Genomic DNA, 14,402 nt, shown 5'->3' with positions numbered 1-14,402 from the left:
ATACACAGTAAAACGGCCGGGTTTACCCGGCCGTCTCTGTATTGAAAGGTGTCAAAAATTTAGTCTACCTTATCCATGTGGTAGGGAGTGTCGCGGCCAGGGTACTGCATGAATACACGACCGTCTTTAACATAGAACATGACCCCGTCCACTCCCGAGGTTATCCGGTCGCCGTCGATGGTAAAATCGGCCCACCCATGGAAACTGTTCTTCTTGCGGGAGTCGTAATCGTAGAATACCGCGTACTTGTCGCCTTTTTTCACCAGATAATAGTTGAAAGTCCATGGCTTGTTGATTTCTGCTGGAGCACTGCGGCGATAATGGCCCATGAGCAATGGATTGGGCTCCTTGAGAACCTTGGCGTAGGTGGAAGGAGTACCTGCTACTTCCTCTGTAGTTATGGAGTTAAGGCTTTTGCAGCCGGTGAGCATGACAAGGGTCAGCACGAGGGCAAGCGCGGGAAGCATGGGACGCATACGGGGTCTCCTTTTGGGTGTGCACGGGATGTTCACGGCAGAATTATACACCACGCAGGTGTGCTCCGCTAGTCTCGCCTGATTGTTTCGAGTAAAAAAGTCATACTAAGAAGAGACCGGCTGCCGCCGAACCCAACACCACCAAAGCCGGGTGGACCCGCAAAACCAGGGCCAGCAGGGAAGCCAGGGCCAGGCACGTTCGCGGAAGGTCCCAGGCCATGTCCGCAGTGAACAGGGCAGCCATTCCCAGGGTGATGCCACCGAGTACAGCTTTTACCCCCAAAACGGCTTTCCGTGCCCAGGCGCATGAGGCGATTGTCTCACTCGCTGGCGCGGCTGCCAAAAGAACAAAAAAGGAGGAAGTGAAGAAAGCGGTGAGCGCGGCGACGGCCCCCAGAAAACCTTTGAAGTAGGTTCCGGCCAGAGCCGAGGCGCTAAGCAGCGGGCCCGGGGCCAATTGGGCCAGGCTGGTCAGGTCCGCAAACGAGGCGGCGTCCAGCCAGTGGCGCGTCCGGACAGCATCCGCGAAAAGCAGCGGAAAGGCCCCGAACCCGCCGAAGGACCATATTTCGGCCTTGCCCACGGAAAGAAAGAATCTGCCAAGCGCGGGGTCCAGCAGGAAAAAGCTGGCGGCAAATGCCGAGAACATGGTGAACAGAGAGATTGGCATCCTCCAGCCATACCGGATGGATGTTGGAGCTGGGGGCAGACCCTCTGGGTCCTTGAGCAGGAGCACGCCGATAACGCCTCCGCCGAGCAGCATGGAAAAGGGTTTCAAACCGATGAAAAAGAGTGTTCCCGATCCGCAGGCCAAGGCCAAGAGCAGCCCTGACCAGCCAGATGTCCGCAGTATGGACACTCCGGCTATCAGGCAGATGGCCGGAATGGCGGCCTTGATCCCGGCCAGGGCAGGTCCGGCCATGGCGAGGCCAGCGAACCGGGAATAGAGTGCTCCAAGCCCGGCCATGAGGAGAAACCCCGGAAGGATGAAACCTGCAAAGGCGGCCAAAGCGCCAGGTATGCCACGAAGCGAAAGGCCCACAAATCCACATAGTTGGGCCGGAGTCCCTCCAGGGAGGCAGTCCAGGAACGCGCGTCCGTGGTCTAGTTGGCCGGGCGCGGCCCAGCCCCGGTTGTCTGAAAACCGGCGACGGATGTGGTGCAAGGCTGCGGCTTGGCCTAAAGAGATCGCCCCGATCCGCAGTGACTCGAAAAATATGGCTGCAAGGGAGGGAGGGGTGGTCATGGGAGTCTCAGTAGAGGAACATGGAGGCCACGGCCGCGGACAGCACGATCCAGAAAACGGAGAGTTTCTTTGCCAGCGCGGCCAGGGTCGCCACCAGAATAACCGCAGAAGGCCAGCCCAAGGGCACGGCCTTGCCCAGGGTCCAGCTCACGGCAACGATCATCCCGCCAAGAGTGGCCAGCACCCCTGAGAGAGCCTGTCTGGCCTTGAGCGAACCGATGATCTTTTCGCGGTAGTGGGAAGCGGCCAGCACGATCACGAAGGAGACCGCGAAAACGCCTACCGAGGCCACCACGGCTCCGGTGATCCCTCGCACCATGTAGCCCATGAAGGCGGAAGCCAAAAGACTCGGCCCGGGTGTCACCTGGGCCAGGGCCATTCCCTCGATGAAGGTGGATTCGTCTATCCAGCCCCGGTACTCGACCACCTCGGCATACATCACCGGAAAAACTCCGAAACCTCCGAAAGCGAGCAGGTCCACCTTGATCATGGAAAGAGCCAGGTCGAAAAGCAGCCTGTCGGTGATACGCAACGCGGCCAGGCAAGCTAGAAGCACCATTCCCATGATCACCGCGAGGCGCAGTGCTCCGTTGTTTGAGGGGGTGTCTCCGGGTTCTGGAGCGGGGCCCGGGTCCAAAAAAAACATTCCCAAAAGGGCGGCGCCGAAAACAATGGGCACGATGCCCGCCCCGGCCAGGAACAGGGCGGCCGCCCCGGCAGTGAAGGCCTGGTGGCGGCGAGTCGGGGAGAAGCGCTTCACGAAGTCCAGGCAGGACATGAGGCAAATGGCCAGCACTACTACCTTGAGCCCGGAATAGACGGACTGGGCCAGGGGGGCGTTGCGGGTTTGCATGTAAAAGGATGAGAGAAGGGTCATGAGCAAAAAGGCCGGAGCAGAGAACCCCGTGTAGGCGGCAAGCGCCCCTGGGAGCCCCCTCAGCTTGAGCCCAATGTAGGCCGCAAGCTGCATGAGGGTACCGCCGGGTATGACTTGGCACAGGCCAAGCCCCAGGCGGAATTCCTCCCGGCTGACAAAGGCCCTTTTTTCCACCACCTCGCGGCGCAGGGTGGGCATCATGGCCGGGCCGCCGTAGGCAGTGGCCCCGGCAATGAAGAAACTCTTGAATATTGTCCAGATGGACACCAGTTCAGGCATGGTTGCTCCGCTGCGAACTCTTGGGGCGCTACGATACGGCCAAGCGGGTGAAAAGAAAACGGGTCTGGGAGGAATGCTTTTACGAGGGGCGGCCGCATAACGGATAAGCCATTGACGAAGCCGTTCCAACCGGCAAAAATCATCCCATGCGCGCTGTGCTCCTTGATGCTTCCCCCCCGGCCAACGATTCCTGCCGCCAGGGCGCTGACGCCCTGCGTCGCGCTCTGGTGGACGCGGGGCATGCGGTGGAATGTTTCGGGTTGTCCGAGCTCCCGATGGCCCCATGCCGGGGCTGCTTCGCCTGTTGGACCGCCACCCCGGGCCGCTGCCCTTTCCCGGATGCCTCGGAGATGGTGACCAGGGCGGTCATCTCTTCTGAACTGGCGGTGTGGTACTCCCCTCTTCGGTTCGGGGCTTGGTCCTGGATCGCCAAGAAAGCCTTGGACCGCATGATCTGCCTGGTGTCGCCACACTTCGACTCCTCGGGCCTGACCAGGCACACGGGGCGCTACTCTCATTTTCCGGCTCTCTGGGGTGTCGGCTGGCTGCCGGAACCCGATCCGGAGCAGACGCAGGTTTTCAAAAGGCTGGTTGAACACAACGCATACAACATGCGCGCCCCGGTGTGGGAGGCCACGGCGGTCCATGGCGACCGGCCCTGGTCCGCGCAGCGCGAAACGTGTCTGAACGCCTTAGCCGCGCTTTCCAGAACGTCAGGAGCAGCCTGATGAGCAAAGTTCTGTTGCTCATCGGAAGCCCGAGGTCCAAAAGCACGTCACGGGTGCTGGGAGAATACCTGGTGGATGGGCTCACAGCTCGGGGCTGGCAGTCTGAGACCCTGGTCCTCCCCGGGCTTCTGGAAGCGCAGGAAGGCAGGGCCAGACTGTGGGGAGAATTTCTGGGCGCGGAGCTTACCATCCTGGCCGCTCCAGTCTATGCGGATTCTCCCCCGGCCCCGGTGATGCGGGCTCTGGAGTTCCTGGCCGAAGAGCCCGGGCAGAAATCCAAGACTCGCCGTTTCGCAGCGGTGTTCAATTGCGGTTTTCCCGAACCAGAGCACACGTCCATCTGCCTTGATGTCTGCCGTCTTTTTTCCCGGAAGGCCGGTCTCACTTGGGCTGGCGGACTGGGGATAGGAGGGGGAGGGACCATCGACGGGGCCCGTCTGACGGTCCGCGGCAACATGACCAGAAATCTTCGCCGTGCTCTGGAAACGGCGGCGCAAGACCTCGCAAGCGGACGGGAAATATCCCTCGAAGCCCAGACCCTGGCCGCCAAGCCCATTGTTCCCCCCTGGCTGTACCTCCTGCTGGCTGAAACCGGTTGGTGGCTGGAAGCCTGGAAGCGGCGCACACTCTTCAAACTGGGCGACAGGCCCTTCAGGAAGCCATGACCGAACGCCAAGGTTTTTCATTTCTCGTCTGCCCCGATCCCGAGATGGTCAAACGCAGATTGGAGCGGCTCATGGCCTCGTCCGGAGGCGGATTCACCCGCCAGGTGTTCTGGGGCGATGCGGACGATTTCGACGCAACCTTCTGGCAGGCGCTCTCCACGGTGAGCCTTTTCGCTGAACCAAAAGCAGTGGTGCTTCGGCGCGCCGAGGGACTGGACAAGGATTTCTGGGAAAAGCTGACACGTCCCCTGGCCGGGTTCAACCAGCACGTCTGGCCGGTCATCTGCCTGGAAGGCCCGCACGACGCAAAAAAGGGGCCAGCGCTCCCCAAGGGGCTATCCGAGAGGCCCTATTGGAAGGTGGGGCAGCAAAAGGGGTGGGTGTGGATTTCCCCGGGGCTTACCGAAGAAAACATGGTCCCCACCCTGCGCGACTGGGCCAATGCCCGTCATCTGAACTTCGAGAAGGGCGTGCTTCAGGAACTGACCAGGATTCTGCCCCGGGACATGACCGCCTGCGCCCGCGAGCTGGAGAAACTGGAGCTGGCCGCCCACAATGGCGAGATCGGCATGGATCTTCTGGATCTTTTAAGCGTCGAGAAGGATCTGGACATTTTTGGATTCCTTAAGGCCCTGGAAGAAGGGCGCGACCCGGCCGGGGTCTGGCGTACGGTTTTCGGCCATCAGCTTTCAGGCGAGGACGGCTTCCTGTTTCAGTTCATGGCCATCCTTTCGCGCGAGGCCAGAACCATGTGGCAGCTGCTGCACGAGGACCCGGATTGCAAGGTCCACCCCTACGTGCGCAAGCTGAAGACCCCCATGGCGGGGCGCCTGGGGGCAGTGGGCTTGGCCAAATTATGGGATTTGGCCCTGGAGGTGGAGTCTTCCGTGAAGTTCGGGCGCAAATCCCCAGACCAGGCCCTGGAGATGCTCGTGGCTGATCTGCATGCCCTGTTTGCCAAGGTTAGATCGCGTGTTTGACCCGTTTATCCTTTGATACCCCCACGCTTTTCCGCTATTCACCTTCCGCAGGCGGGGATTTTCCACCTTTTTGCCTCAAGGGCTTGCGCGAAGGCACAATCATGCTTACAAAAGAGAACCGTCCGCACTACCTGGGTCACAGAAGCCGTCTGAAAGAACGTTTGCGTCAGGATTCCAGGTCGTTGGCCGACTACGAGATCCTTGAGCTGCTCCTCGGCTACGCCAATCCGCGCCGTGACAACAAGCCGCTGGCCAAGGAGCTCTTGTCGCGTTTTGGCACACTGCGTGGAGTATACCAGGCCCGTCCATCCGACCTTTCCAGTGTGGAAGGGGTTGGAGACGGGCTGGAGACGTTCTGGACCCTTTGGCGGGAGTTTCTGGCCCGTCTGGGCGAACAGGATGTGGCGGACAGGGTATTGGTGGACGACCCCAAGGTGGTGGCGAAGCTGGCCCGTGAGCGTTTGGGCAATATCACGGGGGAAGAATTCTGGGTTCTTCTTCTCGACACCGCCAACAAAGTTTTGTGTTGGGAGAGGGTAAGTAAGGGAACTGTGGACCAAGTCCCGGTGTACCCTCGCGAGATACTGGCTCTGGCCCTCTCCAGGCAGGCTTGCGGCGTGATCATGGTGCACAACCACCCCGGAGGGGACCCGAAACCCTCAGCCCAGGACCAGGAGATCACGCGCCAGGTGAAGCTGGCCGCCCACGGACTGGGGGTGAAAGTGCTCGACCATGTGATAATTGCCGGGAAAGAGTATTTCAGTTTCAAGAAGGCCCGATTGATGTAATGTGGAGTAGGTCTGATCCGCGAGCGGATGCCGGAAACGGTGAGACCCTGCGGAACTGGGGGATTCATTCGACGACCCGGGCGATGTTGAGAGACCGAGGCATCATGGCACAACCCGGGATTGAAGAACCCTGGAAGCAGGAATGATCGATGAAAAACCTGCATTGCCTCGTCAGTGGTAGGGTACAGGGTGTTGGTTTCAGGGCATTTGTCCTGGACCAGGCTCACGAACTGGGGCTGACCGGCTGGACCAGGAACCTGCCCAACGGACAGGTGGAGGCGATGGCTCAGGGGACTGAAGAAGCCCTGGAGGAGTTTGCCAGGCGGCTGCGCAAAGGGCCGGTTTGGGCCCGGGTGGACGCGGTGGAAATATCAGAAGGGCCTTTTGACGGGTCTTGCACCACATTTCAGGTGAGACTCTAAAATGTGAGTAAGGAGAAATCCATGACAATAGAAAACGATAAAGAAACCGAAGTTACGGTAATAGCGGAAGATCATCAGGAGCACCCCGTTTCCGAGGATCCGACCGCTGCCGGGCCTGATCAGGCCAAGCTGGACATACCGGCCATCCTGCCTGTGCTGCCCGTGCGCGACATAGTCGTCTTCAACTACATGATCCTGCCGCTGTTCGTAGGCCGGGAGAAATCCGTGGCAGCGGTGGACGCGGCGCTCAACTCCAACCGCTACATCCTCATCCTCACCCAGAAGGACGAGAAAGTGGACGAACCCGGGCCTGAGGACCTCTACGAGACCGGCACGGTGGGCATGATCATGCGCATGCTCAAGATGCCGGACGGAAGGCTCAAGGTGCTGGTGCAGGGCCTCACCAGGGCTCGCGTGCGCCGGTTCACCAAAACTGAGCCCCAGTTGGAGGCTCTGGCCGAAGTGCTGGAGGAAGCGGAGACCAAGGAAGTGGGCGTTGGCGAGGAAGCCATGATGCGCGCCGCCCGCGAGCAGAGCGAGAAGATCCTTTCCCTGCGGGGTATATCGGCAACGGACATCATGAGCGTGCTCAACTCGGTGAACGAGCCTGGCCGCCTGGCCGACCTCATCGCCTCCAACCTGCGCATGCGCGTGGAGGAGGCCCAGAAGATACTGGAGACCCTGGACCCGGTGAGCCGCCTGGAACTGGTGAACTCACAGCTCAACAAGGAGGTCGAGGTGGCCTCCATGCAGCACAAGATCCAGTCCATGGCCAAGGAAGGCATGGACAAGGCCCAGAAGGATTTCTTCCTGCGCGAGCAGATGAAGGCCATCCGCAAGGAACTGGGCGAGGGTCAGGAAGAGACGGAAGAGCTGGATGATCTGCGCAAGGCCATTGAAAAGGCGGGGCTGCCCAAGGAAGTGAAGGCCGAAGCGGACAAGCAGCTCAAACGGCTGTCTTCCATGCATCCGGATTCCTCCGAGGCCACGGTGATAAGGACCTATCTGGACTGGCTCACCGAACTGCCCTGGAAGAAACTGTCCAAGGACCGTCTGGACATCAAGGAGGCCCACCGCATCCTCCAGGAAGACCACTACGGGCTGGACAAGGTGAAGGAGCGCATCCTGGAATATCTGTCCGTGCGCAAGCTAAACCCCAAGATGAAGGGCCCCATCCTGTGCTTCGTAGGCCCTCCGGGCGTCGGCAAAACCAGCCTCGGCCGGTCCATCGCCCGTTCGCTTGGGCGCAAGTTCGTACGCATGTCCCTTGGAGGCATGCGTGACGAGGCCGAAATCAGGGGCCACAGGCGCACGTACATAGGGTCGATGCCTGGCCGCATTGTCCAGTCCATAAAGACCGCAGGGACCAGAAACCCGGTGATCATGATGGACGAGATCGACAAGGTGGGTGCGGACTACCGGGGCGACCCGACGTCGGCTCTTTTGGAAGTGCTCGACCCCGAGCAGAACTTCTCCTTCCAGGACCATTACCTCGGGGTGCCCTTCGACCTCTCCAAGGTGATGTTCATCTGCACGGCCAACATGCTCGACACCATCCCCGGCCCCTTGCTGGACCGCATGGAGGTGATCCGCATCCCCGGCTACACCGAGCAGGAGAAGGTGAAGATAGCGCGCAAGTATCTTCTGCCCCGGCAGGTGAAAGAGAACGGGCTCAAGAAGGCCGACCTGGAGATGAGCGACCAGGTTTTGGGCAAGACCATCCGGGAATACACCCGGGAGGCGGGACTCAGGAACCTGGAACGCGAAGTGGGCGCCATCTGCCGCAAGCTGGCCCGCAAGAAGGCCGAGGGAGAGAAGGGGCCGTTCAAGGTCAGCAGCAAAATGCTGCCCAAGCTCCTGGGCATCCCGCGCTATCTGGAGGAGGAGAAGGAACGCGACCTGCCGCCAGGCGTGGCCGTGGGCCTGGCCTGGACTCCGGTGGGCGGCGAGATACTGCATATCGAGGTGACCACCATGCCAGGCAAGGGCCAGCTCATCATGACCGGCAAGCTGGGCGACGTGATGAAGGAGTCGGCCCAGGCCGCGCTTTCCTATGCCCGGGCCAAATCCGACAAGCTGGGCATCGATCCGGAATTCCTGGAGAAACGCGACATCCACATCCACATTCCGGCCGGAGCCACTCCCAAGGACGGCCCATCAGCTGGCGTGACCCTGGTGACCGCGCTTATCTCCGCGCTGACCAACACGCCCATCTGCAGCGATATCGCCATGACCGGCGAGATCAGCCTTCGCGGGCGGGTGCTGCCCGTGGGCGGCATCAAGGAGAAGATCCTGGCGGCGGTGTCCGCAGGCATGAAGCGGGTGCTCATCCCGGCGCGCAACGAAAAGGACCTGGCGGACATACCGTCCGAGCTTCGCGGGCGCATCAAGGTGCAGTTCATCGAGCAGATAGACGAGGTGTGGCCCCTGGCCTGCGGCTCCGTGAAGCCGGAGGAAAAGAAGGAAGCACCGAAAAAGAGCTCGAAAAAGAAATAACTGGTCTGATCACGTCACAGTGAAAAGACGGCCCGGAGGCGAAAGCCTCCGGGCCGTTTTGGCTTGGGGGGCGTGGAAAGGGTGCGCTCTCGGTACGTTTTCTTGAGAGCCGGGTTTCGTCAGGTTGCCCTTGCACCCGCCCCCCAATCCGGGCTAGCGTGCCCGCCCATGAGCGGAAATACCTACGGACGCCTTTTCAGGCTCACCACATTCGGCGAATCCCATGGTCCTGCATTGGGCGGCGTGATCGACGGCTGCCCGGCCGGGCTCCCCCTCACCGAGGAAATGATCCAGCAGGGTCTCAACAAGCGCCGTCCCGGCCAGGGTGGCCTCGCGTCCACGGCCCGCAAGGAGCCGGACGCCATCCGCCTGCTCTCGGGCGTATTCGAGGGTGTGACCACGGGCACGTCCATCGGGTTCGTCATCGAGAACACGGACCAGCGCTCTCATGACTATTCCAAGATTAAGGACGTGTTCCGCCCGGGCCACGCCGATTTCACCTATCAGGCAAAATACGGCGTGCGCGACTATCGCGGCGGCGGGCGGGCCTCGGCCCGCGAGACAGCCGCGCGTGTTGCGGGAGGTGAGATAGCCAGGCAGCTCCTCTCCCGCCACGGAGTGGAGGTCTATTCCTATACGAAGGAGGTGGGAGACATTCCGGCCCAGTGCATGGACCCGCGCAATGCCTACGAACGCCCCTTCTACGCCCCGGACGACTACGTGGTGGACATCTGGGAGGACCGGGTGCGCCAGGTGAAGGCCGAAGGTGATTCCATCGGCGGCATCGTCTGCGTCACCGCGGCCGGAGTCCCGGCCGGGCTCGGCGAACCGGTGTTCGACAAACTGGACGCCAGGCTGGCGTATGGACTCATGGGCGTGGGCGCTGTGAAGGCCGTGGAGATAGGGGAAGGCATGCAGGCCGCCCGCAACTACGGTTCCAAGAACAATGATGCCATGACCCCGGACGGCTTCGCATCCAACAGGGCCGGCGGTATCCTGGGCGGCATAAGCTCAGGCCAGGACATCGTTGTCCGCTGCGCGGTGAAGCCGATCCCCTCGGTTGCCAAGGAGCAGAACAGCGTGACCGTGGGCGGAGAGGCCACCACCCTTGTGGTCGGCGGCCGCCACGACGTCTGCGCCATTCCGCGCATCAATCCGGTGCTGGAGGCCATGGTCTGCCTGACCCTGGCCGACTTCTGGCTTCTTTCAGGAAGAGGACGCTGATTCGTCCTCGGATTCTGGGGCGTTTTTCTTTGCCAGCCTGTGGAAGATGATGGTGGCCACGGCCGTGAGCAGAAGCTCCGGCCACAGGGACACGGTGTCTCGTGCCACGAATTCCGCGTAGCTCTGCAGGAAATAGACTCCCCCCGCATAGGCGAAGGTCAGCCGCCTGGGGTCAACCCCCTGGGCCAGGCGAAGAAACGCTAGGGCGAACACGGCAGGAAAGATCACCCAGGCGCCGAGGATCATCCAGGCCCCTTCGTTGGTAAGCGATCCCTGCAGCCGGGCCAGCGATTCCTGCCCGAAGGGGACGACCCGGGACAGAAGCCAGGTGACGCCGGCGGTAACGCCCAGGGAACCCAGCAGGATGACAGCTCCTGTCTTGGGGTCCATGGGGCGTTTGAGTTCAGGTTTGTTATCCTCGTTCACGCACTCCTCCCTCTGAAAAAAATCCACGCCGCGAAAACGGCAATTTTGACCAAGGCTTCCAGGGAAAACTATCGTCCCCCGTCAGTCTGTATGTTATTTCACCTGCCCGAAAGCCATCTCCAGGGCCTCTTCCAACTGGCCTGATGTGAAGAGGTCTCTCAACACCACTGGCCGCTGCGAGTCGGCACCTTTGGGGAAGACGGCAGCCAACGGAATCGAAGCGGATCCAAGAGAACGCAGCAACGCCATGGCCTCCGGGCTTTCACGGGTCAGGTCCACGCGTATGGCCTTGAACCCGTAGCGTTTCTGGAGCCTGGCGACAGCCGGAGGGCGAAGCACGGTCTTTTCCAGTGCCTTGCAGGTGGGGCACCAGTCCGCGGTAAAGTCCACGAGCAGATCCTCCTTGCCAAGCATCTGATGAAATGTCGCTTTGTCGAATGGTTCCCAGGCCGCACTCTCAGCCGCTGGGACTGAAAGAGCCCATACGCAGGCTGCCACTGCCGCTGCCGCTGCAACGCTTCGGATGGTCCAGCGGGTGAACGCGCCCTGGGAGAGGTTGGTCCAGCTGCCCCAGGCGTGGCAGGCGAAGGCCGTTACCAGCAGCGCCACCAGGGAAGCGGGCAAGAGCGCGGCTGGCAATATGACCAGGAAGTAGAGGCAGGTGCCCATGATGAGAAATCCGGCCAGCTTCTCCAAGTGGCTCATCCATGGGCCGGGCCGTGGCACGAACTTGGTGAGCTCCGGCCTCACGGCCAGGAGCAGATAGGGCGAAGCCATACCCATCCCGATACCCACGAAAACAGTCATGACCACTGCCACCGGCTGCATGAGGGTCCAGGCCAACACTCCCCCCAGAAACGGCCCGGAACAGGGGGTGGCCAACAGAGTGGCCAGAAAGCCCGTGGCCAGGGCCTGGGATCTGGGGCTGTGTCCAGGACGGGGGGTGAGCTTCAGGTCGATCACCGGCAGATGGAAAACTCCGAAAAGGGACAGCCCGAGGGCGAACAGCACCACAGCCGCTCCAAGAATGAGCCCCGGCTGCTGGAACAATTCCCCCCAGGCCATTTCGGCAAGTCCCAACAGAACGGCGAGAACGCAGAAATAGGCCAGCACTCCCAGCGAGAAGAAAATGTTGTGCTGCCGGATCAAGGCAAAGCGGTCGCAGGTGGGGTCGCCTTCGCGGCAAACGGCCAGCAGTCCGGAGAGTTTCAGGCAGGCCACGGGCAGCACGCATGGCATGAGGTTGAGAAGAAATCCGGCCAAAAAGGCCAGGGGCAGGGCTTTAAGGAGTCCGTTCACTTCCAGGTGGGGCTGCAAAGACCGGGGCGCGAAGGTCCAGCCAGGTGCGGCTTCGATGGCCTTGGCCGCGACGCCAAGCGATGAAGTGGCTGGAGCCTCTTTGACCAGCCCGGCGAACATGCTCCACCAGGGTTGTCTGTCTGCGGGGGCGGGATTGGGAACCTCTTTCGAGGAAAAATCGGTTTCCAAGGACATCGGCCAGCAACTGCTGTCGGTGCAGGCCAGGAGGTTCACCTTGGCCTGGACGCCGAACCCCGGCGGCGCGTCGTGCGGCACAGGGATGAAAAGCGGCGTGGGGGAATCGTAGATTTTGACGGTCTTGTCCTTCTCGTAAAGATCCTGGGCTGTCTTGCCCGGAGGATAAAGAACCGTGAGGCTTTTGCCCGAGGGGGTGAGCACGGCTTCGGCCCGGGTGGGAAGCCCTGTCTGCCCCGGGTCGTTGGCGTAGGCTTTGAAACCCTGGCCCGGAGTGAGCCAAAGCACCGCCACCAGCCCGCTCCCGGGAAGAGTGGCCAATTCCCAGCTGGCGGAAACCGGTGTGGGTTGGGCCGTAACCGGAGACGCCAGGAGAAAGAAAAAAGCCAGGACAGTCAGAAATCCATGCATGGCAGGGCTCCGCATAATAGGAACAAGCATACGCCAGCGTTTCAAGAGAGGTAAAGCAGAAACTATGCCGAAAAGACTAGGAACGCGGCCACGGCCACGGCCGTGGGAAAAAGGGCGGCCAGCAAAAGCCCGAGGGGGTTTATGTACTGGTTCTTGAATCCGTGCTTGAGGATGGAAAAGCCTGCCGGGTTCGGGGCGTTGGCGATGACCGTGAGCCCCCCGCCGGTGACCGCACCGGCCAGCAGGGCGAACTTGTTCTGGTCCGAGAGATTCTCCACCAATGTTCCCAGATAGGTCAGGGCGGCGTTGTCGGTGACGGCGGTCAGGGCAGTCGCCCCGAAGTACAGAGCCAAGGAGTCCATGCGCTCAAGCAGGGCCTGTACCCACCAGCGTTGCGGTGGCCCGAGAATGACGAGCCCTGCCAGAAAAACGCCAACCAGGAGCGCCGGACGCACCATGAGTTCGGACTGGTGCTGTTCGTACGCGGCAGTGAAACCAAGAAAGACAACGAGAACGGCCATGAAGGCCAGGGGGTGGTGCAACAGGACGACCATGGCCGTGAGCACCGCCAAATGCACGGCCGTCACCCAGCGCGGGATGTCCTCGCGCATGCTTTGCGGGATGTGGATGTCCAGTCGTTTAAGGCGGGCGGAGAAAACCATGGTCAGAACAGCTGCGTTCACAATTACAGCTATAGCCGCCTTCCAGCCGAAGTTGGAGAACATGTGCCACAGCCCCCAACCCCATGCGGGAGCGCACATGATAACAGGTGGGGCTGCGAAATGGGTGAGCACGCCGCCAATGGAAATGTTGACGAAAAGCGTGCCAATAAGTGCGTACTTGAACGTTTCGGGCAAGGGGTGCTGGAAGAAAACCAGGTACAGAATGAGCGCCGTGACCGTCATGGCCGCGGGTTCGGTGATGAATGACCCCAGGAGCGGACCGATGGTAAGCGCAGTGAAGCACACGGCCGTGCCGAGTGGCATGGGCAATCTTGCAGCCAGGATGATGATGATTTTTGAGGCAAGCGCCACAACCGGTTTCGTGGAAGCCACCAGCATGATGGCGAACACAAAGGCTGGTTCTGTGAAGGAGATGGATTCAATGTACGTGATTGCGCTGGAAGGGCCGCTAAGAATCGCCAGCAGGACCAGGAAAACAGCGGCCCAGAAGCCAAAAACCGCTTCGACCTCGCCCAGGATGTGCCACAGCCCCTGGTGTGGGCTTTCTTTTTGGGAGCGTGCCAGAAATCTCCCGGCTAGAAATGTATGGGTTACGGCCGCCGCAAATGCGGCCGTACCCAAGACAGCTGCTGGCCAGGGTGTGGTCATGGTGTATTCGAACGTCTATTCGAAACAGAATTCCACAGTGAAGTTACCATATTCGGTGGTGAAAGGTATGGCCACCACTGTGCCTGCGGAGACATGGGAAATGGTGTGGTTGTCCCCGAAAATAATGGTCGGGGTGGAAGCCTGCATGGCAAGCCCCATCTGGGCCAACCCCGCCCGGGCCTGCCCGGAGATCATGTTGGTGAGCTCCCCGACAGCATCCTTGGCGTCCTGGATGATGTCCTGGACGTCGTCGCCAAGCATATTTTTTACGATGGCCACCGCGCACTGCTTCGTGAAAGAAAGGGAAATGCTTCCGTGCTTATCGCCGGTGAGGCCCACCACGGCGGAAACATCCCCGGCTGCGGCGTCGTTGTGCTTGACGTAGGGTTTCCCCGGGGTCGGATCAAGCATGGCCATGGTGGAGAGCACGTGTCTGGTTGCTTGGATGAATGGCTTGGCTAACTCGGCGTCGCTGGCGTTCATGGCCGGTCCTTGAATCGGTATCGTACTGCATGTGGGGCAGGTGGATTCTTAATCGCCCGTAACGGCTAAGTGCCCC

At 61.0% G+C, this 14,402-nt stretch carries 14 protein-coding genes; 7 read left to right on the top strand and 7 right to left on the bottom strand.

The window, feature by feature from the left end:
* Positions 1–59 precede the first annotated feature (59 nt).
* From HY795_11355 to chrA, 3 genes are all read right to left on the bottom strand, one after another.
* A complete protein-coding gene (locus tag HY795_11355; protein MBI4805820.1) occupies positions 60–476 on the bottom strand; it encodes a hypothetical protein in 417 nt (138 codons plus the stop codon).
* A 100-nt stretch (positions 477–576) separates the two neighbouring features.
* Positions 577–1,722: a chromate transporter gene (locus HY795_11350; protein MBI4805819.1), complete on the bottom strand. Its 1,146-nt coding sequence runs from the start codon at positions 1,720–1,722 to the stop codon at positions 577–579.
* A 7-nt stretch (positions 1,723–1,729) separates the two neighbouring features.
* On the bottom strand, positions 1,730–2,878 hold the full coding sequence (gene chrA / locus HY795_11345; protein MBI4805818.1) for a chromate efflux transporter: 1,149 nt from the start codon (positions 2,876–2,878) through the stop codon (positions 1,730–1,732).
* A 146-nt stretch (positions 2,879–3,024) separates the two neighbouring features.
* Here chrA and HY795_11340 point away from each other — a divergent pair, with 146 nt between their 5' ends.
* The 7 genes from HY795_11340 to aroC all read left to right on the top strand — a co-directional run bounded on the left by HY795_11340 (position 3,025) and on the right by aroC (position 10,181).
* Positions 3,025–3,606, top strand: coding sequence for a flavodoxin family protein (locus HY795_11340; protein ID MBI4805817.1), 582 nt, complete (start codon positions 3,025–3,027; stop codon positions 3,604–3,606).
* On the top strand, positions 3,606–4,271 hold the full coding sequence (locus tag HY795_11335; protein ID MBI4805816.1) for an NAD(P)H-dependent oxidoreductase: 666 nt from the start codon (positions 3,606–3,608) through the stop codon (positions 4,269–4,271). The genes HY795_11340 and HY795_11335 overlap by 1 nt, the downstream gene beginning before the upstream one ends.
* On the top strand, positions 4,268–5,251 hold the full coding sequence (locus tag HY795_11330) for a DNA polymerase III subunit delta (protein MBI4805815.1): 984 nt from the start codon (positions 4,268–4,270) through the stop codon (positions 5,249–5,251). Before HY795_11335 ends, HY795_11330 begins: the two co-directional genes overlap by 4 nt.
* 101 nt (positions 5,252–5,352) lie before the next feature.
* On the top strand, positions 5,353–6,039 hold the full coding sequence (gene radC, locus HY795_11325; GenBank protein ID MBI4805814.1) for a DNA repair protein RadC: 687 nt from the start codon (positions 5,353–5,355) through the stop codon (positions 6,037–6,039).
* Between the two features lie 149 nt (positions 6,040–6,188).
* Positions 6,189–6,461 (top strand): acylphosphatase, encoded by a 273-nt coding sequence (locus tag HY795_11320; protein ID MBI4805813.1) that lies wholly within the window; start codon positions 6,189–6,191, stop codon positions 6,459–6,461.
* Between the two features lie 21 nt (positions 6,462–6,482).
* Positions 6,483–8,957 (top strand): endopeptidase La, encoded by a 2,475-nt coding sequence (gene lon / locus HY795_11315; protein ID MBI4805812.1) that lies wholly within the window; start codon positions 6,483–6,485, stop codon positions 8,955–8,957.
* A gap of 168 nt (positions 8,958–9,125) precedes the next feature.
* Positions 9,126–10,181 carry a chorismate synthase gene (aroC, locus tag HY795_11310; GenBank protein ID MBI4805811.1) on the top strand — a complete coding sequence of 352 codons (1,056 nt, stop codon included), beginning with the start codon at positions 9,126–9,128 and terminating at the stop codon, positions 10,179–10,181.
* On the opposite strand, the gene HY795_11305 is transcribed toward aroC, so the two are convergent.
* From HY795_11305 to HY795_11290, 4 genes are all read right to left on the bottom strand, one after another.
* Complete coding sequence (locus HY795_11305) at positions 10,164–10,607, bottom strand: hypothetical protein (GenBank protein ID MBI4805810.1); 444 nt, start codon at positions 10,605–10,607, stop codon at positions 10,164–10,166. The genes aroC and HY795_11305 overlap by 18 nt on opposite strands.
* A 93-nt stretch (positions 10,608–10,700) precedes the next feature.
* Complete coding sequence (locus HY795_11300) at positions 10,701–12,512, bottom strand: thioredoxin family protein (GenBank protein MBI4805809.1); 1,812 nt, start codon at positions 12,510–12,512, stop codon at positions 10,701–10,703.
* 62 nt (positions 12,513–12,574) lie between these two features.
* Positions 12,575–13,843 carry a putative Na+/H+ antiporter gene (locus HY795_11295; GenBank protein MBI4805808.1) on the bottom strand — a complete coding sequence of 423 codons (1,269 nt, stop codon included), beginning with the start codon at positions 13,841–13,843 and terminating at the stop codon, positions 12,575–12,577.
* Positions 13,844–13,858: 15 nt separating this feature from the next.
* Positions 13,859–14,326, bottom strand: a complete 468-nt coding sequence (locus HY795_11290; GenBank protein MBI4805807.1) for a chemotaxis protein CheX — start codon at positions 14,324–14,326, stop codon at positions 13,859–13,861.
* Positions 14,327–14,402 lie beyond the last annotated feature (76 nt).

Source organism: Desulfovibrio sp. (assembly GCA_016208105.1).
Lineage (GTDB): Bacteria > Desulfobacterota > Desulfovibrionia > Desulfovibrionales > Desulfovibrionaceae > Fundidesulfovibrio.
The sequence above is the reverse complement of the archived record's forward strand: the minus strand, read 5'-3'. Positions and strand labels throughout refer to the sequence as shown.